Genomic DNA, 23,254 nt, shown 5'->3' with positions numbered 1-23,254 from the left:
AGCGAAGCTCAGGCGATCAGCCTGAGCTTCTGCCGCTCGCGCAGCCATTGTTCGAACTCAGCGGCCGGCATTGGCTGGCCGTACAGGAAGCCCTGCACATACTCCACCCCGAGCCCCTTCATAAACGCTTCTTCCGCTTCCGTTTCGATCCCTTCAGCCACCACCTTGAAATTCAGCTCCTGGGCCACCGCCACCATCGAGCGCACCAGCGCCTGGGCCTTGGTATTCTCGTTGATCGAGCGCACGAAGCTGCGATCGAGCTTGATGACATCGAGCGGTATCCGCCCGAGTTGCGAGAGCGACGAATAGCCGGTGCCGAAGTCGTCGAGGTGCACCTGGGCGCCCAGTTGCCGGAACTGCGTAATCAACTCGATCGCGGCGGCTTCATCTTCGATCAGGCAGCTTTCGGTGAGTTCGAGATCGACGAGGCATGGGTCGAGCCCCGCCTGCTTTAACGCTTCGGCGAAGTGCCGGACCACCGCGGTATCCACCAGTTGGCGCGCCGACACGTTGATCGCGACCCGCAGGTTGAAGCCCGCCGCCTTCCAGCGCGCGGCCTGCAGGGCGGCCGTCTGCATGACCCAGCGGCCGAGGTGGCCGATCAGCCCCGATTCTTCGGCATAGCGAATGAATTCGGTCGGCATGATCTGGCCGCGTTCCGGCGAATTCCAGCGTATCAGCGCCTCGGCGCCGGTCACAACGCCGGTCGAAATCGACAGCTTCGGCTGGTAGTAGAGCGTGAACTGGCCTTCGTCGATGCCGCGCCGCAGGTTGGTGTCGAGCCACATATACTCGGCAACCTTGCGGTCCATCTCCTGCGAAAACACCCGGTACGTGCGCTTGCCTTCGTCCTTGGCGACGTACATCGCGGTGTCGGCCGAACGGATCAGCGATTCGAGACTGTCGCCGTGCTCCGGGGACAGCGCGATGCCGATCGAGCAGCCGGTGTACACCTCGACGAGCCCGAGGCTGAACGGCGTGCGCATGCGCTCCAGAATGCGCTGCGCGGTGGCTTCCAGCGAGGCGGCGCTGCCGGTTGCGGCCAGCACGATAAATTCGTCGCCGCCCAGCCGCGCGAGCGTGTCGCCTTCGTCCAGGCAGGTGCTGATGGCGGCGGAGACGTCCTTGATCAGGCGGTCGCCGAACACATGACCGTAGTGGTCGTTGACCTTCTTGAAGTTGTCGAGATCGAGGAACAGAATGCCGACCGACACATCGTCCGCGGCGTTTGAGATCGCCGCGCGGATCTTGTCCTGAATCGCGTTGCGATTGGCGAGGCCGGTCAGCGAATCGGTGTTGGCCAGTTCGGTCAGCCGCTCTTGTGCGCGGCGCTCTTCGGTGATGTCGGTGCCCGAGCAGATCAGGAACTGCTCGTCGACGCCACTGCCGCTCTGCACGAACTTGTTGCGAAACAGGAAGAGCCGCTCGCCGTGCACGGTCCTCACGAGCCGCTCCACTTCGTAGGAGACGCCGCGGTTAAAGAAACCGGCGATGTTCTGGCTCGACGCCGCGCCCGCCTCGGACGACATAAAGAGCGCCCAGACACTGCGGCCGACAATGTCTTCCTCTTTCATGCCGGTGAGTTCTTCGGCGAGCCGGTTGAAACGCTGGATGCGGCCATTGCGGTCGACGATCACGACCACCGAATTGACCTCCGACACCACCTGTTCGGCGAACGACAGACCGTGAACCAGGTCGCGTGCCACCGATTCGGTGTCTTCATAGGCCGAGGCCGTGCCTGCCCATAGGTTGCTGGTGAGTTTCTTGCCGACCAGGTGCAGCCGTAACGGCTCGCCGAGCAGGCGCACGTCGAGAATCAGGTGGGAGGTAATGCCGGTCAGACAGCGAATCTGTGCGGCCTGGTGCGGGTTCAGGGGGATGGCGGCATTGGCCGGCATGTCGCCCGTGACCGGCGTCAGCTCCAGCGCGTTGCTGTCTTTGGACAGACGCCAGCAAGGGCTGCTTGTGCCGAACTGGGCATAGAGCACCTGGTCGTGTTGGTCGTCGTTCATGTCATTTCCCGGGCAAGGTGTGCCTGCGGGCCGCCAGCGTGGGCCGCGAAGCTGGCGGGTGGCAAACAGTCTACATCAGATGTAAGGCTGACTTTTATTGTACCCAAGGCAGCCGGCACGTATGGTAGTAACGGCAAGGTACTATGAACCTTTAGACAAATGTTAAATATTAGTGCCGCCGTGCCAGTCTGAGACGCATCTGTTCCCGCGTTTCGGCGTCGGCATCGGTGAGATAAATAAACTCGCCCGCCACCAGCGTGGCGACCGCCACGCCGTCCCGATACAGCACGCGATTGCCGGCGACCGCCGGCACCTTGTCGCCCGGGAGCAGCGTACCGACCAGATTCAATGGATCGGTGGCGGCAACGCAGACCAGGGCGCCGTCGTCGGCATGGCGGCGTACTTCGCGCAGCAGCGGGATCGCTTCAGGCAGCGCGAACTGTTCACCGGCGAGGCCATTGACGAAGCGCCCGCCGCGTACCAGACCGCGTGCTTCGAGCCGCTGCAGCACGCGCAGCAGATCGCGCCAGGGCGGCAGCCATTCCGCTTCGCGGGCCAGCAGACGCCAGAATACGACGCCATAGCGGCGTAACAAGGTCATCGCCAGGTGTTCGAGCACTTCCGGTGCAAGCAACGGGGCGCGGGCTGTGGCGGTGGCGGGTGACGCGGACGAGGTGGACGAGGTGGGTGTGGGGCTCACCTGAACCGCAAGCGTGCTGCGCGGGCGTACCAGTGCCCAGCGGCCGGCATCGTCCATGCCGCCGATCAGCGCGCCACCGCGTGGCCGCCGGTGGTGATGGGCCTGGCGCTTCGCGGCGGGTTTGAGCAGGGCACGCAAGCCTGCGAAACTGTCCGAGTTCACCAATCCCGCTGCGACCAGTTCGCCCAAGGCGTTTTCCAGTTCGATCCCGAGCAGGCGCGTGTCTCCCAGCAGCTCGTCGAAGAACATCGCGCCGTGTTTCATCAGCGTGTCATAGACGCTTTGGGCCCGTGGCGACAACTCGGCCGGCTTGCTTTGATCGATCAGCGTGCTCCACAGGCCGATGTCGCGCCGTGGCAGCAAGACGATCGGCGTGCTGCGCACCGGGGCGGCGGCGGTGCGGGTGCGCTCGGTGAGGCGCGTCCAGACCAGCTTGCCGGAGCGGCACAGCTCGTCGAGCGAGGTGATCGAATAGTCCTTGAGGCGGGCGGGCAGGATGTCTTCCTCCCACGCCGTAGCGGCGGCCTCGAATCCGGCCATTTGATCCAGCACGGCCGCGAGCGCGTCGCGGTCTTCGCCGCGTGTCGAGGGCGTCAGATGTTGCCACTCGAACAGGAAGCGCATGAAGTCGTGCCGTTCGACTGGCTCGATTTCCCGCCGCAAGCGCCGCACGGTATAGCGGTGAATCCGCGCCAGCAGATGCCGCTCGCACCATTCTTCTGCGTTTGCGCCCGGCGTGAAGCGGCCCCGCATCACGTAGCCTTGTGCTTCGAGCGCGCTCAGGGCGCGCTCCACGGTGCCTGGCGGCAGGCCCAGTGCGCCGGCAATCGACGCCACCGGTAGTGGGCCGAAACCCGTGAGCCGGGCGCGGATCACGTCGACTAGCGCTTCATCCGCGTTCCATGGTTCCGTAAAGCCCTTGGGGGCGGCGATAGATGGCTCGAAGGAGGCTTCAGGGTAGATGGCGTGCAGACAGGTCAGGCGTTCGGCCGGCAGCCAGAGCGCCGCGCCGGCCGAGGTGCGTAAGCGGGTTGCGCGGCGCGCCTCGGCGAGCGCCGCGAGCCATGCTGGCCAGTCCGGGTTGTTTTGCGCTTCGGCGTCGGTGACGCAGGCAAGGCCAGTCAGCGTCTCGTGCATTTCGTCGAGGTTGCGCGGCTGCGGCCACGCTTCCTCGCGCACGCCGGCAATCGCGTCGGCATCGAGGGCGCCCAGGTCGTCCGCAGAGGCGGGATCGGACCAGCGGCGGTTGAGCACGGCCTGGGTGCGGCGCTCTTCGATCGGCGCGTCGTCGAGATACGCGTAAGGCTTGGCGGTGAGGATCTCGGCTGCGAGCGGCGAGGGCGCCGGCAACTCGCGCGTGACCAGTTTCACCTGTCCCTGTTCGATCCGGCGTAGCAGGCTGAGCCAGCCTTCGGTGTCCATCGCTTCGTGCAGGCAGTCGTCAATGGTCTGATCGACTAAAGGATGATGCGGCAGTTCGCGCTCGCCGACGATGTTCTCGAGGCACGCCACCTGGTCGGGGAATACGGCCGCCAGCAGGTCTTCGCTGCGCATGCGCTGCAGTTGCGGTGCGGTTTTGCGGCCGCCGCTATAGCGCGGCAGGGCGAGCGAGGTGGTAGCGTTCCAGCGCCAGCGCACGCCGAACAGCGGCGCGTCGAGCAGGGCCTGGATCAGCAGATGCTCGGCCGTGTTCGAGTGCAGGTAGCGCCAGACCTTGTCCAGCGCGAAACTGTGGCTGCCGGTCAGCGAAAGGATGATGGCGTCCTCGGTGGCCGCGGCCTGCAATTCGAAATTGAAGGTGCGGCAAAAGCGCTTGCGCAACGCGAGGCCCCACGCTCGATTGATGCGGCTGCCGAATGGCGCATGAATCACCAGTTGCGTGCCGCCCGATTCGTCGAAGAAGCGCTCCATCACCAGCGTGTTTTGCGTGGGTAGCGCGCTCAAGGCGGCGCGTGCTCGCGCGAGGTAGTCGACGATCTGGCGCGCGGCGGCTTCGTCCATGCGGAGCGTGGTGGTGAGCCAGGCGATGGCGTGTTCGAGACGCCGCTCGGTACGGCGTGGCGCAGCCACGGCTGTGGATACGGTTGCGTGTGCAACTTCCGCAGCTACAGCCGCTTCTTCCGGCTGTGGCTCGTCGTCACTCAGCAACCGCTCGATCTGCGAGCGCAAGCGCGCCACGCCGAACGACAGTTCATCGCTGCGCCCCGGCGCTTCGCCGAGCCAGAATGGGATATTGGGCGGCTGTCCCCGCGCATCTTCCACTCGCACCCGGCCGGCTTCTACGCGCAGGATCCGGTAAGAGGCATTGCCGAGCTGAAACACGTCGCCCGCCAGACTCTCGACGGCGAAGTCCTCGTTGACCGTGCCGATATTCACGGCCTGCGGTTCGAGGATCACCGCATAGTCGGCGTTCTCGGGAATCGTGCCGCCCGAGGTCACCGCCACCAGCTTGCCGCCGCGCCGGCCGCGCAGCGTACCGCTCACCGCGTCGCGATGCAGATACGCGCCGCGCGGGCCATGACGGCTGGTATAGCCTTCGGCAAGCATCCGCAGCACGGCGTCGTATTGCTCGCGGGTTAGCTCGGCGTAGGGGGCGGCACGCCGCATCAGGTCGAACAGCGCGTCCTCGCTCCATTCGGCGCTGGAGATTTCCGCGACGATCTGCTGGGCTAGCACGTCGAGCGGCGCGCGCGGGATCTGCAGGGCATCGAGCTCGCCGCGGCGCACGCAATCGAGCAAGGCCGCGCATTCGATCAGGTCGTCGCGCGAGGCGGGAAAGAGACGCCCCTTCGGCATTCCACCCACGTGGTGCCCGGAGCGCCCGACACGTTGCAGGAACGGTGCGATTGCGCGCGGCGAACCCATCTGGCAAACCAGATCGACATCGCCGATATCGATACCGAGTTCCAGTGAAGCCGTCGCGATCAGCACGCGCAAGTCGCCGCGCTTGAGGCGCTGCTCGGCATCGAAGCGGTGTTCCTTGGCGAGGCTGCCGTGGTGTGCGGCGACCGCTTCCTTGCCGAGGCGCTCGGTCAGATGACGCGCGGCCCGCTCGGCCATGCGGCGCGTGTTGACGAAGATCAGCGTGGTGCGGTGCTGCGCAATCAGTTCGGCGAGCCGGTTGTAGACCAGCTCCCAAACCTCGTTGGCCATTACCGCTTCGAGCGGCACTGGCGGAATCTCCAGCGCCAGATCGCGAGCGCGCACATGACCGACATCGACGATCGCGCAGTCCGCGGGTTCCGCGCTGTTCACGCTCGCGCCGCCCACCAGAAAACGCGCGACCGCGCCGATCGGCTTTTGCGTCGCCGACAGGCCGATGCGCGGCAGGCGCCGGCCGCACAGCGCGTCGAGCCGTTCGAGGCTGAGGGTGAGGTGGCTGCCGCGCTTGCTGCCGGCAAGCGCATGGATTTCGTCGACGATCACGGTGCGGGTGGTCGCCAGCATGCGGCGCCCCGAGTCGGAGCCGAGCAGCACATAGAGCGACTCCGGCGTCGTCACGAGAATATGCGGCGCCTGCTTGCGCAGCGCATTGCGCTCCTGCTGGGTGGTGTCGCCGGTGCGCACGGCGGTGCGGATCTCGAGCGGCGCGAGGCCGCGCTGCGCAAGTTCGGCTGCGATCCCTTCCAGCGGCCGTTGCAGGTTCAGGCGTATATCGTTCGACAGCGCCTTGAGCGGCGAAACATAGACCACCAGCGTTTCGTCCGGCAGCGCGCCGCCGTTGGCGAGGCCTTGCTGGACCAGATCGTCGAGCGCCGACAGAAACGCCGTGAGGGTCTTGCCCGAGCCCGTGGGGGCGGCGACCAGCGTCGAGCGGCCGCTGCGGATGAACGGCCATGCGGCGAGCTGGGCGTCGGTCGGGGCAGGAAACGTTTTCAGGAACCAGCCGGCCACCGCGGGATGAAAACTGTCCAGCACGCCGCTCGGGGAGGAGGCGGGAGTCATGCTGGCGTAGATGGGGGCGCGACGGGCCATATCCAGAGGGGCAACGTGTGAGAAGCCAAGGAGCAAGTCTCGCAGGTTTTTGCAGGGCGCGCCACGTGGTGTACGGCGGTCGCCAAGCGGCAGCTTTTGCTGCTCTCCGGCTGTGGTCCAGGTAGCGATTGCCGCGGCTGCGTTTTAGCGCCTGGCGTTCGCTTTGGGCTTGTGTTACTGGTTGGCACCGCGTCTGCTGGATTTTGCCCTCTGCAGTATTCTCATCAGGATCCTCACCCAGTCGGAGTCACAACGATGCGTTATAACCAGCTAGGCCGTACCGGCCTGTTTGTTTCCGAACTCTGTCTTGGTACGATGACCTTCGGCGGCGGCGAAGGCATGTGGCGGCAGATTGGCGATCTGCAGCAGGCCGACGCCGAACGGCTCGTCGGACGGGCGCTCGACGCCGGCATCAACTTCATCGATACCGCCGACGTCTATGCACAAGGTCTGTCCGAGCAGATCACCGGCGTTGCGCTGAGAAACCTCAAGGTGCCGCGCGATCAGGTGGTGGTCGCCACCAAGGTTTTCGGCGCGACGGCGGAATCTCCCAATACGCGCGGCGCCTCGCGTTATCACATCATGGATGGCATCAAGGCGAGCCTCAAACGCCTGCAGCTCGATCACATCGACCTGTACCAGATCCATGGCTTCGATCCTGCCACGCCGATCGAAGAAACGGTCCGCGCGCTCGATACGCTGGTCCAGCAAGGTCATGTGCGCTACGTCGGCGTGTCGAACTGGGCCGCCTGGCAGATCGTCAAGGCGCTCGGGATTGCGGAGCGGCTGGGCCTGGCGCGCTTCGAGACGCTGCAGGCGTATTACACGCTAGCGGGCCGCGATCTGGAGCGCGAGCTGGTGCCGATGCTGCACAGCGAAGGGCTCGGGCTGATGGTCTGGAGTCCGTTGGCTGGCGGCCTGCTAAGCGGCAAGTACGGCCGCGAGCAGCAGGGCGAAGCCGGCAGCCGCCGGACGACCTTCGATTTTCCGCCGGTGAATCGCGAGCGCGCCTACGACTGTATCGATACGATGCGCGGTATCGCCGAGGCAAAAGGCGTGTCGGTGGCGCAGATCGCGCTGGCGTGGTTGCTGCATCAACGGGCGGTGACGACGGTGATTGTCGGTGCGAAGAAAGTCGAGCAACTCGATGACAATATCGCGGCCACCAAGGTGGAATTGAGCGCCGATGAACTGGCGAAGCTCGATGCGATCAGCGTGTTGCCGTCCGAATATCCGGGCTGGATGCTGGAGCGTCAGGGCGAGCCGCGCCGCACGCAATTGAAGGAAAGCAGCCCGCGCCGGTTGAAGTAAGCGGCCTGCGGTATCAGGCGGGCGCACGGTAAGACCTGCGCCCGCCGCCGCTGCTCAGGTTTTGCCGAACCAGCGCTTCTCGATAGCGCGGATCAGCCAGCACACCAGCAACGCGCTGACGGTGCCGAGCGTCACTTCGCCGAGCCGGATCAGCGCGACTTCCCAGGCCGGTCCGATGCGCGGCACCAGTAGCATGATCGTGGCGGTAATGCCGCCAAGACGCGCCGCGCTGCCGATATTCGCGCACCAGCACAAGATGATGGCCGCGCCGACCGTCACCATATACGCAATGAAATACCCGTCGCCCAGCACGGCGCCGGCGAGACCGCACACGCCGCCCACCATCGCGCCGATAAACTGGTCGCGCGACAGGTTGCGCGTATCCACATAGCTATGCTGGCTGACCGCAATTGCCGTGATGGCGGCCCAGAACGGCTGCTCGGCATGCAGATGACGGGCGAGCGTAAAAGCGATGCTTGCGCCCATGACCGCCTGCACGGCCATGACGCAGCCCTCTATTAACCGGTCGGAGAACGGCAGCGTTTTCAGGAACGCGAACAGCGAATTCGCGGCGCTCGCCTGCGCGGCGCGCCGGGTCTGGTGGGATTCCGTCATAGAGGTTGGGGCGCTTTCGACGAGGCCGTTCTGCGGAGCTACGTATTCTATCGGCTCGGGCGTGGTGGTGGCGGCGCGCGGGGGGAGGGGCGCGGTGCAGGCGCGCACGAGTGCCGCAACGCACCTACGGCGCGCGGCCGAACGCGATGCGCAGCTTGCGCTTGGCCTGCTCCAGCGTGGCACGCGTAAAAAGCGTCCCGGCGATTGCAATTCTTGCGCACCGCTTGCTGGACTCACCGGCTGAGCGGGTCGAGCAGCCCTGCGCCAGCATGCTTTTCCATGCCTTGCGAATTCGGCCCGTTTCTTGCTGCACTGCACAGAGAGAACGTCCGGCCGCCGCCCTTGACAGCCACTCTGCCTGCTTCGAGCGCCGCGCCCGCGCCTTCACGGGACCTCGCTCCAGGCTGCAGCAGGCGAAGCGGGACCACGGATGAACACCCAGGCTTTTTATCGGAATCAGCATGACCGCGGATCGATTCAACTCGCGCGCCCACACTCGTCACGGCCGTGGCCGCGGCGCCGACACTCGTACTCCGGCCAGCCACGGTCACGGCCGCGTGCGCGAGCCGGCAGCCACACCGCAGGACAAGCGGCAACCGATCAGCCCACAGCAGGCAGCCGCCCAGCCAATCAGCGCGACGCAGATCCTCATTGCGCTGCTGGTCGCGCCGCTTGCCTGGCTGGCTCAGGTGGGGATCGCGGATATGGTGTTGGGCGCCAGTTGCGCGGTGGGCAGCCCGCTATTCGTTGTGCACACGATGGCGTGGACACCGCTCACCGTGGTGCTCGTCAGTCTGGTCTGTTTGATCTTCGGCGGTTTCGGCACCCTCGTGGCATGGCGCAACCTGTGGCGGACCGCGCGCATCCCATGGCGTTTCCCGTCGGCGCTCAAGGGCACACGCGCCGAGCGCGACTGGTTTCTGGCACGCCTCTCCGCGTTGTCCAGTTCGATGTTCATCCTCGGCCTGATTGCGACTGAGATTGCGATCCTCATCATCGCCCCGTGCAGCCCGTGGTAGATCAGGGTCGTGCGGCCACCTCGTCGAGGTGCAGCAGCAGATCGTCGGGGTCTTCATAAACCCGCAGCGCACCGGCGCGCTCGAGTTCATCCTGCCCGTATCCGCCCGATAGCAGGCCCACTCCCAACGCGCGGCAGCGCTGCGCGGCGAGCATGTCCCAGATGCTGTCGCCGACCACCACGCTTTGCTCGATCGGCACACCCAGCCGGTGGGCCGCCGCGATGAACAGATCGGGGTCGGGCTTGGCATATTTGACGGCGTCACGCGTCACGACGACCGTTTTCTCCGGATCGACACCGAGCGCGGCCAGGTTCACGGCGGCGGTTTCCATCCGGCCGCTTGTCGCGATCGCCCAGCGCGTGCCGCTTTCGGTCAGCGCCTCGAGCAGTTCGCGTGCACCGGGCAGCGGCCGCACCTGGTTGCCGAGCTGGCGATACGCTTCGGCATGCGCCTGCCGCAGCCGCTCGATACGCTCGGCGCTCATTTCGCTGTGCGTTTCGCGTAACAGCTGATGGGTGAACAGGCCGCCGCTCATGCCGATCTTGCGATGGATGCGCCATACGGACAGTTCGATTCCCTCCTGATCGAGTGCCTGCTTCCAGGCGAGGACGTGCTGATAGACGCTGTCGACCAGCGTGCCGTCGAGGTCGAACAGGAAGGCGGTTTCAATGCGCATGGTGTTCCTCCGGAAACGGGTGGCGATGCTGCGAAAAGCAGTATGGTGCACCTTTGTGCGCGAGGATGGGCGAGGAAGTTCACAGCTAGGGGCTGGGCGCTTGCGAACCCACGCGCCGCGTATCGAGCCGGACAGGCAAGGCAGATGCCCATGTCGCCGCGTATGCCGCGCGGAACGCCCCTTGCGGCGCTTCCATGCAGAAGCCGAGAGCTACGGGTGATCGAGGAGATTCGACAGGCATAGCGCTTGCTGCCTGGCTCGGTGAACGGAACACGTGAAGTTCTGATGAGGTGAGGCATAGCTTGCCGCGTGACCCGGCCCGATGCCGGTTCAAGCCATTTCCACGCTCGCAAAGGAGAAATGCATATGACTAAGTCACTTAAGGGCTGCAAGGTGGCGGTCTTCGCAGTCGATGGTTTCGAGCAGGCGGAGCTTTTCGAACCGAAGCGCGCGCTGGCCGAGGCTGGCGCCACGGTGCACGTCGTCTCCGCGAAGCCGGGCAAGATCCAGGGCTTTAAACATGTCGACAAAGGCGATGCAGTCGACGTCGACGCGGCCTTCGACAAGGCCAGTGCGGATCAATACGACGCGCTCGTGTTGCCGGGCGGCTTGGTGAACAGCGATGCGATTCGCCTGCTGCCGCAAGCACAGGCCTTCAATAGAACGTTGATTGCGCACCTAACGAAGCGCAAGCCGGGCCAACAGCACTCGAAGCAATCCTAACCGAGCGCGCCATGAATGCAATTCTGCCTCGGCCAGCCTATGAGGACGCCACCATGCGCATTACCTTTCCTGACGACGCACCTGGCTTCGACGGCTCGAGCCTGACCGTGCAGTTTACGGCCAGAGTGGACGGTGAACCGGTGATCTGCGCCATTACGGCCGAGGCACTGGAAGATCACTTCGGCGCGCGATCGGCGCTGGAAGAGTCGCTGCTTGCCGCCTTCGAACAGGGCCGGCGCCGGATCCGCTCGGTCTGCGCCGAAGCGCTCGATCAGAGCGGCGGTGCAGCGGTGATTCTGCATAGCGGCCTTTTCCGGGTCGAAGGAATGGAGCCAGGTCATGTGCAATGAAGCGCGCCACAGAGGACGCGCCCACGACCATCTTTCGCGCTGACAAGGAGGGTTTATGTCGCTGATCCTAACTTCTACCGCGTTCCAGGTTCACGCTGGCGTCAAACCAAAAAAAGGCGGCGGCCTGATACGTTCGGCTGCCGCGCGCCAAACCTTAAACCCAGATTCTCAGTGAGGACCGTTGCGGATGAAGCGCGTCATCTGTGGGGCGCTCGCCGCGCGTGACTGCGCAGGCAACCTGCGCGAGGCCCTGATGCGGCGTGCCGCATTCGAGTGGGGTGCCTCGGGCGTGCCCTTCAGCCGTCGCGCACCGTTGCAGGCAGGAGTGTCTGAGCAACCTCCATGCCATTTACGCCCAGCTCCGCAGAAGCCCTTGCTGCTTTGGGCTTCTGCGTTGGAGCGATGGTGTGCGCCGGCAACATTTACGTCGCTGGGTAAGTTTGCCAGGCCGGCGCCGGTGTGCCTCGACAAAGCGCGCTGCGCCCCGCTATTTCTTGCACGCCGGGCACGCGGCATGCGGGACAAGAGGCGAGTCGCAGCCACCCCGGCAGCGAACTGGATGAACCACGAAACCCCGGAGGAATGCAATGTCTACCAACGTGACCGCTGTATTGAACGATCTGGTTGAAACGTCGAAGGATGGCGAGCGTGGCTTTCGTAAGGCCGCCGAAGATGCGCATGATCCGCAGCTCAAGGCGCTATTCGTGTCGCGGGCGGAAGACTGCTCGCGGGGCGCGCGTGAACTGCAGGACCTGGTCCAGCGACTGGGCGGCAAGCCTGAGACGGGTGGCACGGTAGCGGGCGCGCTTCATCGCGGCTGGACCGATGTCAAGTCCGCCGTGGCGGGCCGTACCGACCACACCATTCTTGCCGACTGCGAAAAGGGTGAGGACGTCGCGAAGAAACGCTATCACGACGCACTTGAGAAGGATCTGCCGGCCGACGTGCGTATCGTGGTCGAGCAGCAGTTCCAGGGCGTCCTGCAGAACCACGATCGCATTCGCGATCTGCGTGATCAGTTCGCCGCTGCGAAGAATTAACCTCGGTCGAAACTCACGCGCATCGCGGCAGGCCTGGACCTGCCGCTGTCTTTTGTCGCTCATTTTCGTGGCTTACTTTCGTGGCTCACTCGGCCACCACCTTCAGACGATTCTTGACGCTTTGCACGCCGTCCACGTTTTGCGTGACTTCCGCTGCGGCCGCCTTGTCATCGGCGCTCGGCACCGTGCCGGTGAGCCACACCACGCCCTTGCGGGTCTTCACGTGAATATGGGTGGACTTGACGTTCTTCGCGCCGAGCAGATCAGCCTTCACTTTGGTCGTGATCGTGCCGTCGTCGATATGCTGGCCCATGGTTTCCGAACTGGCCGGCGGGGCGGACGCGCTGGTTTGAGCGGTGGCGTTCAGAGCGAAAGTGACACAGGCGATAGCGCCGGCTGCCTTGAGAGTAGGGAGGGTCTTCATAAATGATGCTCCTTTGCTGTTGTTGATAGGGGATGCGGTTTCGTTACCTCGATCCGTCCACAACGCCTGTCCGCAAGCCGCGTGCCCGACTTCGCAAGACGCGGCCCAGGCTGGCGCCTGCCCCCCGCTTTTCCCCGTGTAGCAGGTGGATTCACCCGCTGGATCGCGGTCTCAGGGGCAGGCCCGCCGATTGCCCATCGTCCCTCCGCATTTTTCCGGCCGGTTGTAAAAAATGGCGCGCAATCGCTCTTTCGGGACCGCCAGAAAAATCTAAAGCTGAGAAAAAACAGCAGGTTGCGAGAGCTGGTACGGCAGTTGCTGTGCATAGGTCACAGGACTTTTTCGAACTGTTCACAGGACCTCACTACAATGCCGCCCTCAATCGAACTACGCACAAGGCAGTCGCTCGCACTGACACCGCGCTTGCAGCAGTCGGTGCGGCTGTTGCAACTGTCGTCGCTCGAGTTCCAGCAGGAATTGCGGACTGCGCTCGACACTAATCCGTTCCTCGAATACGACTCGACCGATACCGAAGACGTTGCGCTCGCAACTTCTTCCTCTAGCGACGATAACGTCGCTGCCATGGGTGGCGATACCGTTACCGCAACCGAACCCGAGACGATAATGGAGCGCGCGGCGGCCGAGACAGCTGAAAGCGTGTCCCAGGATGACTCGTCTGGCGATTTCTCCGGCGAGTTCTCCGGGGATTCGTTTAGCCGCAGCTCAGCCCGCCAGAACGGCGACTCGGAGGGCAGCGATCCGGCCGAGTGGGCCCGCGCCCAACCGACGCTGCGTGAACAATTGCACGATGCGTTGCGGCTATACCGGCTCGATCAGCGCGACCGCGAAGTGGCACGGTTCGTCATCGAGGCGCTCGATGACGACGGTTACCTGCGTCAGGATCTGGCCGATCTCGCTGCGATCGTCGACCTTGAACCGGCCTTGACGGAAGAGGAATTGCTGGTGGCGCTGCGCCTCGTGCAGTCGCTCGACCGGCCGGGCCTCGGCGCCCGTTCGCTGTCCGAGTGTCTTGCGCTGCAATTACATGCCATGCCTGCCGACGTGCCGGGCCGCGAGGTGGCGCTCGCGATCGCCGAGCATCACCTCGAACGGCTCGCACGCCGCGAGCAGGCGGAACTGCAAAAGCAGATCGGCTGTTCGGCAGAAGAGCTGCGCGTGGCCTGCGCCCTGGTGCGCAAGCTCGACCCCAAGCCGGGCAACTTCTACGGCCGTACCGAAGACAACTATGTCGTGCCCGACGTGATCGTGCGCCAGGTACGCAACAAATGGATCGTTACGATCAACCCGGCCGTGCAGCCGCGCGCCCGCATCCATCGCATGTATGCGGAGTTGTTTGCGCAGTCGGCGGGCGCGGGCCGCTCGCCGCTTGCGCAGCAACTGCAGGAGGCACGCTGGCTGATCCGCAACGCGCAACAGCGTTTCGATACGATCCAGCGCGTGGCCGAGTGCATCGTCGCGCATCAGAAGGCCTTCTTCCAGTATGGCGAAATCGCGCTCAAGCCCATGGTGCTGCGTGACGTAGCCGAGGAACTGGATCTGCACGAGTCCACCATCTCCCGTGCGACCGGCAACAAGTACATGGCCACGCCGCGCGGTATTTTCGAATTCAAACACTTTTTCCCGCGTGAGCTTGGCACCGAAAGCGGCGGCACGTGTTCGGCTGCTGCGGTGCGTGCGCTGCTCAAGGAAATGATCGCCGCCGAAAACACCAGCGATCCGCTTTCGGATGTGACGCTCGCCCGCATGCTGGCCGAGCAGGGCGTGCTGGTGGCGCGCCGGACCGTGGCGAAGTACCGCCACCTCATGAAGGTGCCGCCGGCCGAATTGCGCCGGCAGATCTAATTTCTCCATCGTTGCGGCCTCTCAGCGCCTCTCGGCGAGGTCGCAACGATGGACGTTTCTCCCACTCCCCATTACATTGTTGACCGGACAGCGCGTCATCGCATCATCGCGATGGGGCGAAGGCGCGCCTGCGCCCGGTCCGTCCTTGCCTGCGCGGCAAGGCGTAATGGAACATATCTCGAACATGACGTGCCGGCGCGTCCGGCAGGTTGCAACGGCGGAGCAGGACAGGGCGGGCTGGCCCCGCTGTCCGGCCCGCGAGGAGTGGGGATGAAGTATTCAAATCTGGTCGAGCGCCTGCAAGGCAAGCGCACGTCCGCGTGGGAGATTCATCATGCCGCGCAACAGGCGCGCGCGAGAGGCGAGGACGTGATCGTGCTGAGCGTGGGCGACCCCGACTTTGCGACGCCCGAGGCAATCGTCGAGCGGGCGGTCGAGGCCTTGCGCAGTGGGGACACGCACTACACCGCGGTGGTGGGGCGCGAGCCGCTGCGCGCCGCGATTGCGCGCGAGCATACCCGCACCACCGGCAGACCTGCCGGCGTGGAGAACGTCATGCTGTGCGCCGGCGCGCAGAACGGCATCTTCGCGACCTCGCTGTGTCTGTGCGAAGCCGGCGACGAAGTGATCGTGCCGGAGCCGCTCTATCTGACTTACGAAGCGTGCGTGCGCGCTTCGGGCGCGACCCTCGTCCCCGTGCCGGTCGACCCGGCGCGTGGCTTCCACCTGGATTGCGATGCGCTCGAAGCGGCCATCACCCCGCGCACCAAGGCGATTTTCTTTGCCACACCCTGTAACCCGACCGGCGTCGTGATGCCGCGCGCCGATCTGGAACGCATCGCGCAACTTGCCCGTCAGCACGACCTGTGGGTGTTGTCCGATGAGGTCTATGCCGACCTGACCTTCGAACGCGAGCACGTCAGTATCGCATCGCTCGAGGGCATGGCCGAGCGGACGGTGACGGTCGCGAGCCTGTCGAAATCGCATGCCATGGCGGGCTGGCGGGTGGGTTGGGCGATCGGGCCGGCGGAGCTGATCGGCCATCTGGGCCGGCTCGCGCTGTGCATGCTCTATGGGTTGCCGGGCTTCATTCAGGAGGGGGCGTTGACCGCGTTCGAGCAGAAGGCGCGGATCGTCGCCGAGATGCGCGAGGTTTACCGCCGACGCCGCGATGTGGTCTATGAACGCTTGAGCCGGGTGGCGGGACTGCGCTGCCTGCTGCCCGAAGCCGGCATGTTCATGATGGTCGATGTAAGCGGTTGCGGCCTCGACACTGTCGATTTCACCTGGCAACTGTTTCGTGCGCAAGGCGTCTCGCTGCTCGATGCCAGCGCGTTCGGCGAGACCGCCAATGGTTTCGTGCGGCTCGGCTTTGTGGTCGACGAGGCGCGTCTGGCCGAGGCATGCGACCGGATCGCGGCGTTTGTCGCCAGCTTGAAGGTTGGGGTGCCGGCGCTGAAGGCAGGCTAAAACGCTTGCGCTGCGACGCCGCTGATTCGGAATGGATAAAGCGGCGATCTTAATACCCTGTTTACGTCGGGCGGACAGGTTTTTGTTCGCCCGATACATGATTCCACGTACTGTTCATTGCACGCTAATAACCAGCGGGCGATATGCAGAACAAACAAACGAACAGGGGGAGCGAAAGCCGCGCCGCGCGGGCCGCACGCCTGGTGGGCTTGACGTTGGGCGCGTTGGCACTGTCATTTACGAGTGCGATGCAGGCGGCCGAGGCGCCGGTGATAACGGACGTGCCGGGCGTCGCTGCGCCGAGCATTGAGACGCCGGATGTCGCTATGCCGGCGTTCGATGCGGCGAGCATGACGCCGCCAGTGGTTGCCAGCCAGCCGGCGGGCACAGCTAGAGCATCGGCGTTGGTTGAAATTGCAACTATCCTGTCAGGGCAATTTCGCCTCGCGCGTGGCGAGTCCAATGCGATTGCAAACGCCGTGCTCGATGCCGCAAACCGCTTCGCAATGTCACCGGTCCTGCTGCTCGGCGTGATTGCCACCGAATCCGGCTTTAACCGCCGCGCGGTCAGTTCCGCCGGCGCCAAAGGCCTGATGCAGGTGCTGCCTTCGGCGCATCCGCAACTGGTTTCGGGCGGCAAGGATCTGTCCGATCCGGTTGTCAACGTGACTATCGGCTCGTCGATCCTGCGCGGCTATCTGGACGATGCGGGCGGCGACATGAATTCGGCGTTGTCGCGCTATAGCGGCGGCGGTAAAGGCTATGCGCGGCGGGTTGCGCTACACATGCAGCAGTTCTCCGAGCGGCTGCACGCGCAACCCGACCCGTTCGTCAAGGTCTCGCTGGTCGAACCGCGCTGATGGGCGTCGCAGTACGATCGCGATTCCAACGCTCGAAGCCGCCGGCGATTCACGCCCGGGCCGGTGCGCCGTTCAGCGTGGATGCCATACCGGATGCGGGCGAGATGCGGACGCTATAATTGCGCCATCCAGTTGCGGCCGCTGCGTTCAGAGCAAGCGTCACGCGCCCTGGCGACGCTGCCTGTTATGTCGCAGCCCGTCACGCCCTCTATCGCTACGCCACTCTCGCCCATGCAATTTCACCCGATTCAGTCCTTCACGCGCAAACGCCTGTCCGACGTCGTGTCCGACCAGATCAAACGCCTGATCTCGGACGGCGCCTTGATGCCGGGCGACCGCCTGCCCGCCGAACGCGATCTGGCGACGCAATTGGGCGTGTCGCGGCCATCGTTGCGTGAGGCGCTGATCCGGCTGGAGGCAGACGGCTACATTGAAACTTCGGGGCGGGGCGGCTTTACCGTTGTCGACGTGACCGCGCCGATCATCTCGAAGCCGCTGGCCGAACTGCTGCTGCAAAATCCGCGCACCAGCGCCGATATCCTCGAGTTGCGCCAAGGGCTGGAATCGATCTCGACCGTCTACGCTGCCGAGCGTGCCACCGCGGCGGACCTGCAGAAGATCGAGGTTGCGTTCGAAGCGCTCAAGGCCTGCGCGCTCTCCGACGACCGCGCGAACCTGGCGGAACTGGATGCCGCCTTTCACCTGGCGATCGCCGATTCGACACACAACATCGCGCTGGCGCATGTCATGCACGGCATCCATACGCTGATCCGCGAGGGGATGCGGCAATACCACCGGCTGATCGACTATGACGACGCCAAAGAGCAGCAACTGCTGACCCAGCATCAGGCGATTTTCGATGCCGTCATGGCGCGTGACGCGCAAAAGGCCCGCAAGGCGGCCGAGCGTCATTTGACCTACGTGCGCGAATTGTATGAAGAAGAGGCGGCGAAACCGTCGTGAGCACTGAGGGGCGCCGCAGGCGCCCCCGCTGGCCGTGGCTTGCACTGCCTCCGGCACGGACTAGCCAACTCCGGCCACTCTCCGCGACGCTCCATCCCCCGATTCTGCGATTGACACGTCTTTTCTACTTCCTTATATTCTTGGTCAGACCAACAAGACCAGTCATACTGGTCGAGCAAGTGCATGACGTCGGCATCAACCGCGCGGAATTCGCAGTAGAGTAGATATAGGTTTGCGCGGTTCGCCCGGCATTGCTTCGTCCCCCCAATAAGCTGGCCCTGGAAACCATGAAAGTCGCACTTTTCATCCCTTGCTTTATCGACGCGTTCTATCCGGAAGTCGGAATCGCGACGCTCGAATTGCTCGAACGCTTCGGTATTGAAGTCGACTATCCGCAGGAGCAGACCTGCTGCGGACAGCCGATGGGCAACAGCGGCGCCCAGGCCGAAGCGGCCGGCACCGAGCAGGTGTTCGCCCGCAACTTCGCCGGCTACGACTACATCGTCGGACCGTCGGCAAGCTGCATCCATCACGTGCGCGAGCACCTGACTGCCATCGAGCAGACCGACGCGGTGAAGAAAGTGCGGGCCAGTGCGTATGAACTGGTCGAGTTCCTGCACGACGTGCTGGGCGTGCGCGAGTTTCCGTGGGCTGAGTTTCCGCATCGGGTAGGACTCCACAATAGCTGCAGCGCGTTGCGGCATCTGAAGGAAGCGTCGATATCCGAAGTGGCCGGGGTGCCGTTCTCGAAGCCCTTGACCTTGCTGAAGGGCGTCAAGGGCATTGAGTTCGTCAAGCCCGCGCGCCCCGATGAGTGCTGCGGTTTCGGCGGCACGTTCTCGGTGACCGAGGAGCCGGTGTCGGTACGCATGGGGCAGGACAAGGTCCGCGACCATCTGAATGCGGGGGCGGAATATATCGTCTCGGGCGACATGTCGTGCCTGATGCACCAGCAGGGCTGTGCAGAACGGATGAAAGCCGATGCACGCTTTATCCATATCGCGCAGGTTTTGAACGGAGCGCGCGAATGAGCCGGATCGACCACGCGAAAGCCGCAGGCGCTTTCATTGCGAAAACCGAGCATGTGGCGTTTCACGACAAGCGCCTGTGGGATCTGCGCGAAAAACGCGACGCCCAGGCGCACAACATTGCTGAATGGGAAACTCTGCGCGAACTGGCATCCGGCATCAAGGAACATACGCTCTCGCATCTGTCGGAGTACCTGGAACAGTTTGCCTCGGCGGCCGAAGCAAACGGCGTGGTGGTGCACTGGGCCGCGACGGCCGAAGAGCATAACCAGTTGGTCTACAAGATCATGTCGGAGCGCGGCATGACGACGCTCGTCAAGAGCAAGTCGATGCTCACCGACGAATGCGCGATGCGCGACTATCTCGAGCCGCGCGGCATTACCGTGATGGAAACGGACCTCGGCGAGCGCATCCAGCAGCTCGACCATCAGGATCCGAGTCATATGGTGGTGCCTGCGGTGCACAAGCTGCGCGGCGACGTCGCGCAATTGTTTGGCCGCACCATCGGCACGGACCCGGAGAACAGCGACATCCATTACCTCGCTGAAAGCCAGCGGATGAATACGCGGCCGTATTTCGTGCGCGAGAAAACCGCTGGCATGACGGGCTGCAATTTCGCCGTGGCGGAAACGGGCACGGTGGTGGTATGCACCAACGAAGGCAACGCGGATCTGTCGGCCAATGTGCCGCCGCTGCATATTGCGTCTATCGGCATCGAGAAAGTGATTCCCAAGATTGCCGACCTCGGCGTGTTTATCCGCATGTTGTCGCGCAGCGCGCTCGGCTCGCCGATCACGCAGTACACCTCGCATTTTCGCGCGCCGCGTCCGGGCACCGAGATGCACTTCATCCTCGTCGACCACGGCCGTTCCGAGCGGCTCGCGATGCAGGACTTCTGGTATTCGCTCAAATGCATTCGCTGCGGCGCCTGCATGAACACCTGCCCGGTGTACCGGCGCAGTGGCGGGCTTTCGTATGGCGGCACGTATTCGGGTCCGATTGGCGCGATCATCAATCCCACCTTCGATCTGAAGCGCTATAGCGCGCTGCCGTTTGCCTCGACGCTAAACGGCAGTTGCACGAATGTGTGCCCGGTGAAGATCAATATCCACGAGCAGATCTACAAGTGGCGCGAAGTGATTACCGAGCGCCACGAAGTGCCGTTCGTCAAACAGGAAGTGCTGAAGATGGCCGGCCGTCTGCTGGCCAGTCCGACACTGTACCGGGCGACGGTGGCGTCGATGGGCGGCGCGCTGCGCCGGCTGCCGAATTTCGTGCTGTATAACCCGCTCAATATCTGGGGCCGTCAGCGCGAACTGCCGGAAGCGCCGAAGCTGACGTTTCACGCGTGGTACCGAAAGAATCGTGGAGGTGGTGATGACAACGCGTGAAGCATTCCTCGCGAAAGTGCGCGCGGCCCAGCCCGAGGCGCGGCAGCGTCCCGTGGTGCCGCTGTTCGCCTCGCCTGGCAGCGATCTGCGCGAGCGCTTTACCAGCGCGCTGGCAGGGATGGGCGGCGCCTGTGTCGATGCGGGATCGGCAGCCGAGGTGCTGGCGTTGATCCATGAGCGTTTCGGCGCACAGGCCTCGATCTGCTCGGCGACGGCCGAGGTGCCGGGCACCCGGGCGCTGAGCGCCGATACGCCGCCGGCCTCGCTGCAGGACGTCGATGTGGGCGTGGTACGGGCTCGCTTTGGTGTCGCCGAGACCGGCTCGGTGTGGTTCAGCGAACAGGAGTATCGCGTCAATGCCATTGGTTATCTGGTCCAGCATCTGATTGTGCTGCTCGACCCGGCGCAGATTGTCGATGGCTTGCAGGACGTGTACCGCCGCCCGGACTTTCGCGATGCGCGTTACGCGGCGCTGGTGACCGGGCCGTCGGCGACCGCGGATATCGAAGGCGTCCTGATTCGCGGCGCCCAGGGCGTGCGCTCGTTGACCGTGGTGTGGCTTGCGCCGCAGTGATCGCAGAGTGGCGCGCGGGCAGGCCTCAGCGGGTGACACGCGGGGTCGTGCGCAGGCTGCTGAGTGTGAGAGCCGCCAGCGTGCAGGTGACGAGGGTCGTGAACAGATAGAGACCGCCTGGCCCCGCCAGCGCCATCAATGCCGAGGCGAGCGTCGGACCGGCGCTGGCGCCAAGCGAGAAGATCAGCAGCAGGCCGGCGCTGACGGCGATGCGCTGTTCGGCTGGAATGCAATCGTTGACGTACGAGGTCACTACACCGTACAGCGAGAACACCACGCTGACATACACGTAACCCAGCACTTCGACTAGCGTGCCACCAGGCAGCAAGAACAGGAGCAAGCTGCAGGCCGCCGCGAGCGCAGTGATGGCCGTAATGATGATGCGTCTGTCGAACAGGTCGGCGAGCCGCGCGACCGGCCATTGGGGCAGGAGCGCCGCAAGCAGCGCGAAGCCCATGAAGTGCGAGACGTCGGTGACGGAATAGCCGAGGCGGCGCATGAACACCGGCTGCAGCGTATAGAAGCCGCTGTTCAGCAGACCGGCGGCGAGACAGCCATACACGCCGAGTGGCGCCCATTTGTAGACCGTGCTCAAACCCGAGAGTCCTCGGGCGAGGCGCGAACCGGCGCCGCTGCCTGGGGTCTCCGCGGGCGCCGGCGGAATGGGCGCATTGCCGGCTAGCGCGACCGGAATCAGCGAGGCCGAAAACAGCGCACTGACTAAGCTAAAGAGGGCGAAGCCGGCCGGGTCGGCGAGGCCAATGAGAAACTGTCCGGTGCCGACGCCCAGATAGTTGGTGATCAAGTACGCAGAGAACACGCGTCCGCGCTGGGCGTTGCTCGCCACTTGATGCAGCCAGCTTTCGACTACCGTGAAAATGCCGACGAGGCAAAAGCCCATCACAAAGCGCAACGCGACCCACGTCGCGGCCGAGCTCCACGTGGCATAACCGAGCGCGCAGCATGCCGAGACTGCGGCAAAGGTCACGAAGGCGCGATGATGGCCGACCCGTCCGATCAAGCCCCCGCCCCATAACGCGCCGACCATGAAGCCAACGTAATACGCCGATTGCACCACGCCAACCACCAGCGACGGCGTTTGCTGCTGGATCAGCCGCAGCGAGATCAGGGTGCCGAGCAGGCCGTTGCCGGTAATGAGAATGGCATAGCCGAGCAGCAGGATGGCGGTCGCCTGCAGGCTGCTGACGGTTGCCGTGGCACCCGCGGGTTGGGCAGGGTGGGCGGACTGGGATGCCTCCGCCGCGTGCGCGGGCGGCTGCAAGGTGCCGCCGATCAGCGGCGCGACGGGCCGGTTGACCGATTCGTTGAACGTGGGCGTGCGCGCCTCGTCGAGTGCTGGCTCGTCGTCGCCGTTTGCCTGCGCGGAGGATAGACCGGCTGCCGCGTCGCGGGCCCAGGAGTCGTTGGCCGGTTTCATGATGTGCGTCGGGTGCCGTGCATGGGTGCAGTCTCTGGACTGTAGTCGCCGCGCGTCGCCAGCGCCTGGCAGCAATACGACACCGCCTTGCGGAGAAGCGACTTTCGGTTGCGGAGCCGGGGGCGGCGGCGCAACCGCCGCGCAACACATGTTGGCCTAACTCGGGTGCGCGATGCAATTGCTGCAATTCACACAATTGATGCGGTCGAGGGGGCGGGGATGGGCGGCGACGCTTTCGACCGCATCGTTCGGGGGCAGAAGCCTGGCTACAATGTGGGCCTTCCATATCGGTTTGGCATCTTCAATGACTACACGGCAGAGGTTGACTACGGCGGTGCTTGCCGCGCTTGTCTGGATCGTCGTCGATCAGCTCACAAAGGCGCTGTTCAAGCAGATTTTGACGCCGGGCGAGATCGTGTCGCTCCTTGCAGGAAGCCTTGTAATTGTTCCAATCTATAACCACGGCGCATTCTTGAGCCTTGGGGCTGGCATGTCCGAGTCGACCCGCAATCTCGTCTTCGTATATGGCGTACTGGCGACCCTTGTGGGTTTGCTTGTATGGCTCGTGCGTTCGCGCAGACTTGGCGCTATCGAAGTTGTCGCGATCGCGAGCATTTTGGGCGGGGGGCTGAGCAATCTTCTCGACCGTTGTCTTTACGATGGCCGAGTGTTCGATTTCCTCAATATGGGAATCGGGCAGTTGCGGACGGGCGTATTCAACATTGCGGACGTTGGAATTATGGTTGGCTTGGCGCTGCTTCTCCTCAGTGGTCGGCAGCGCAAGCCTGCGTTGCCCGCGTCGACGAACGCTTGAGCATCGAT

General features: G+C 64.3%; 19 protein-coding genes and 1 pseudogene. 13 read left to right on the top strand and 7 right to left on the bottom strand.

The genetic code is table 11. The features are described from left to right. Positions 1 to 8: 8 nt before the first annotated feature. Both pdeR and BLQ92_RS19300 read right to left on the bottom strand, forming a co-directional pair. Positions 9 to 2,012, bottom strand: coding sequence for a cyclic di-GMP phosphodiesterase (gene pdeR, locus BLQ92_RS19305; protein WP_090686137.1), 2,004 nt, complete (start codon positions 2,010 to 2,012; stop codon positions 9 to 11). A 169-nt stretch (positions 2,013 to 2,181) separates the two neighbouring features. Next, a complete protein-coding gene (locus BLQ92_RS19300) occupies positions 2,182 to 6,687 on the bottom strand; it encodes a DEAD/DEAH box helicase (protein ID WP_090686136.1) in 4,506 nt (1,501 codons plus the stop codon). A gap of 255 nt (positions 6,688 to 6,942) precedes the next feature. On the opposite strand from BLQ92_RS19300, the gene BLQ92_RS19295 reads away from it, so the two are divergent. After that, positions 6,943 to 7,998, top strand: coding sequence for an aldo/keto reductase (locus BLQ92_RS19295; RefSeq protein WP_090686135.1), 1,056 nt, complete (start codon positions 6,943 to 6,945; stop codon positions 7,996 to 7,998). A 54-nt stretch (positions 7,999 to 8,052) separates the two neighbouring features. Here the strand turns inward: BLQ92_RS19295 and BLQ92_RS19290 are convergent, their stop codons facing one another. Both BLQ92_RS19290 and BLQ92_RS39480 read right to left on the bottom strand, forming a co-directional pair. After that, positions 8,053 to 8,613 (bottom strand): FUSC family protein, encoded by a 561-nt coding sequence (locus tag BLQ92_RS19290; RefSeq protein WP_090686134.1) that lies wholly within the window; start codon positions 8,611 to 8,613, stop codon positions 8,053 to 8,055. A 124-nt stretch (positions 8,614 to 8,737) separates the two neighbouring features. Beyond that, positions 8,738 to 9,076 carry a hypothetical protein gene (locus BLQ92_RS39480; protein ID WP_143016631.1) on the bottom strand — a complete coding sequence of 113 codons (339 nt, stop codon included), beginning with the start codon at positions 9,074 to 9,076 and terminating at the stop codon, positions 8,738 to 8,740. Between BLQ92_RS39480 and BLQ92_RS19285 the strand changes: the two genes are divergently transcribed. Then, the gene (locus tag BLQ92_RS19285; protein WP_090686133.1) at positions 9,075 to 9,632 is read left to right on the top strand and encodes a hypothetical protein; all 558 of its coding nucleotides are present in this window, start codon (positions 9,075 to 9,077) and stop codon (positions 9,630 to 9,632) included. The two genes, BLQ92_RS39480 and BLQ92_RS19285, sit on opposite strands and share 2 nt — an antisense overlap. A gap of 1 nt (position 9,633) precedes the next feature. Here the strand turns inward: BLQ92_RS19285 and BLQ92_RS19280 are convergent, their stop codons facing one another. Next, positions 9,634 to 10,308 (bottom strand): HAD family hydrolase, encoded by a 675-nt coding sequence (locus tag BLQ92_RS19280; protein WP_090686132.1) that lies wholly within the window; start codon positions 10,306 to 10,308, stop codon positions 9,634 to 9,636. 366 nt (positions 10,309 to 10,674) lie between these two features. Here BLQ92_RS19280 and BLQ92_RS19275 point away from each other — a divergent pair. The 3 genes and pseudogenes from BLQ92_RS19275 to BLQ92_RS19265 all read left to right on the top strand — a co-directional run. Further along, positions 10,675 to 10,965: pseudogene (locus tag BLQ92_RS19275) on the top strand (DJ-1/PfpI family protein); the annotation flags it as partial. 77 nt (positions 10,966 to 11,042) lie between these two features. Next, positions 11,043 to 11,381 carry a DUF1488 family protein gene (locus BLQ92_RS19270; RefSeq protein WP_090686131.1) on the top strand — a complete coding sequence of 113 codons (339 nt, stop codon included), beginning with the start codon at positions 11,043 to 11,045 and terminating at the stop codon, positions 11,379 to 11,381. Positions 11,382 to 11,968: 587 nt separating this feature from the next. Further along, the gene (locus BLQ92_RS19265; RefSeq protein WP_090686130.1) at positions 11,969 to 12,421 is read left to right on the top strand and encodes a ferritin-like domain-containing protein; all 453 of its coding nucleotides are present in this window, start codon (positions 11,969 to 11,971) and stop codon (positions 12,419 to 12,421) included. A gap of 85 nt (positions 12,422 to 12,506) precedes the next feature. Here the strand turns inward: BLQ92_RS19265 and BLQ92_RS19260 are convergent, their stop codons facing one another. Next, the gene (locus BLQ92_RS19260) at positions 12,507 to 12,845 is read right to left on the bottom strand and encodes a BON domain-containing protein (RefSeq protein ID WP_090686129.1); all 339 of its coding nucleotides are present in this window, start codon (positions 12,843 to 12,845) and stop codon (positions 12,507 to 12,509) included. 369 nt (positions 12,846 to 13,214) lie between these two features. Here BLQ92_RS19260 and BLQ92_RS19255 point away from each other — a divergent pair, with 369 nt between their 5' ends. From BLQ92_RS19255 to BLQ92_RS19225, 7 genes are all read left to right on the top strand, one after another. Beyond that, positions 13,215 to 14,708 (top strand): RNA polymerase factor sigma-54, encoded by a 1,494-nt coding sequence (locus tag BLQ92_RS19255; RefSeq protein ID WP_090686128.1) that lies wholly within the window; start codon positions 13,215 to 13,217, stop codon positions 14,706 to 14,708. A 270-nt stretch (positions 14,709 to 14,978) separates the two neighbouring features. Further along, positions 14,979 to 16,178, top strand: a complete 1,200-nt coding sequence (locus tag BLQ92_RS19250; protein WP_090686127.1) for a pyridoxal phosphate-dependent aminotransferase — start codon at positions 14,979 to 14,981, stop codon at positions 16,176 to 16,178. A gap of 143 nt (positions 16,179 to 16,321) precedes the next feature. Beyond that, entirely contained in the window at positions 16,322 to 17,038 is a 717-nt protein-coding gene (locus BLQ92_RS19245; protein WP_244106277.1) for a lytic transglycosylase domain-containing protein, read from the top strand. Between the two features lie 231 nt (positions 17,039 to 17,269). After that, entirely contained in the window at positions 17,270 to 18,001 is a 732-nt protein-coding gene (locus tag BLQ92_RS19240) for a FadR/GntR family transcriptional regulator (protein ID WP_090686298.1), read from the top strand. Between the two features lie 287 nt (positions 18,002 to 18,288). After that, complete coding sequence (locus BLQ92_RS19235) at positions 18,289 to 19,032, top strand: (Fe-S)-binding protein (RefSeq protein WP_090686126.1); 744 nt, start codon at positions 18,289 to 18,291, stop codon at positions 19,030 to 19,032. Beyond that, positions 19,029 to 20,420: a lactate utilization protein B gene (locus tag BLQ92_RS19230; RefSeq protein ID WP_090686125.1), complete on the top strand. Its 1,392-nt coding sequence runs from the start codon at positions 19,029 to 19,031 to the stop codon at positions 20,418 to 20,420. The genes BLQ92_RS19235 and BLQ92_RS19230 overlap by 4 nt, the downstream gene beginning before the upstream one ends. Then, complete coding sequence (locus BLQ92_RS19225; RefSeq protein ID WP_090686124.1) at positions 20,407 to 20,994, top strand: LutC/YkgG family protein; 588 nt, start codon at positions 20,407 to 20,409, stop codon at positions 20,992 to 20,994. Before BLQ92_RS19230 ends, BLQ92_RS19225 begins: the two co-directional genes overlap by 14 nt. A 25-nt stretch (positions 20,995 to 21,019) precedes the next feature. On the opposite strand, the gene BLQ92_RS19220 is transcribed toward BLQ92_RS19225, so the two are convergent. Then, the gene (locus BLQ92_RS19220) at positions 21,020 to 22,432 is read right to left on the bottom strand and encodes an MFS transporter (RefSeq protein WP_090686123.1); all 1,413 of its coding nucleotides are present in this window, start codon (positions 22,430 to 22,432) and stop codon (positions 21,020 to 21,022) included. A 304-nt stretch (positions 22,433 to 22,736) separates the two neighbouring features. Between BLQ92_RS19220 and lspA the strand changes: the two genes are divergently transcribed. After that, positions 22,737 to 23,246: a signal peptidase II gene (gene lspA, locus BLQ92_RS19215; RefSeq protein ID WP_090686122.1), complete on the top strand. Its 510-nt coding sequence runs from the start codon at positions 22,737 to 22,739 to the stop codon at positions 23,244 to 23,246. Positions 23,247 to 23,254 lie beyond the last annotated feature (8 nt).

This window comes from Paraburkholderia phenazinium (assembly GCF_900100735.1).
GTDB classification, from domain to species: Bacteria; Pseudomonadota; Gammaproteobacteria; order Burkholderiales; family Burkholderiaceae; genus Paraburkholderia; species Paraburkholderia phenazinia.
The sequence above is the reverse complement of the archived record's forward strand: the minus strand, read 5'-3'. Positions and strand labels throughout refer to the sequence as shown.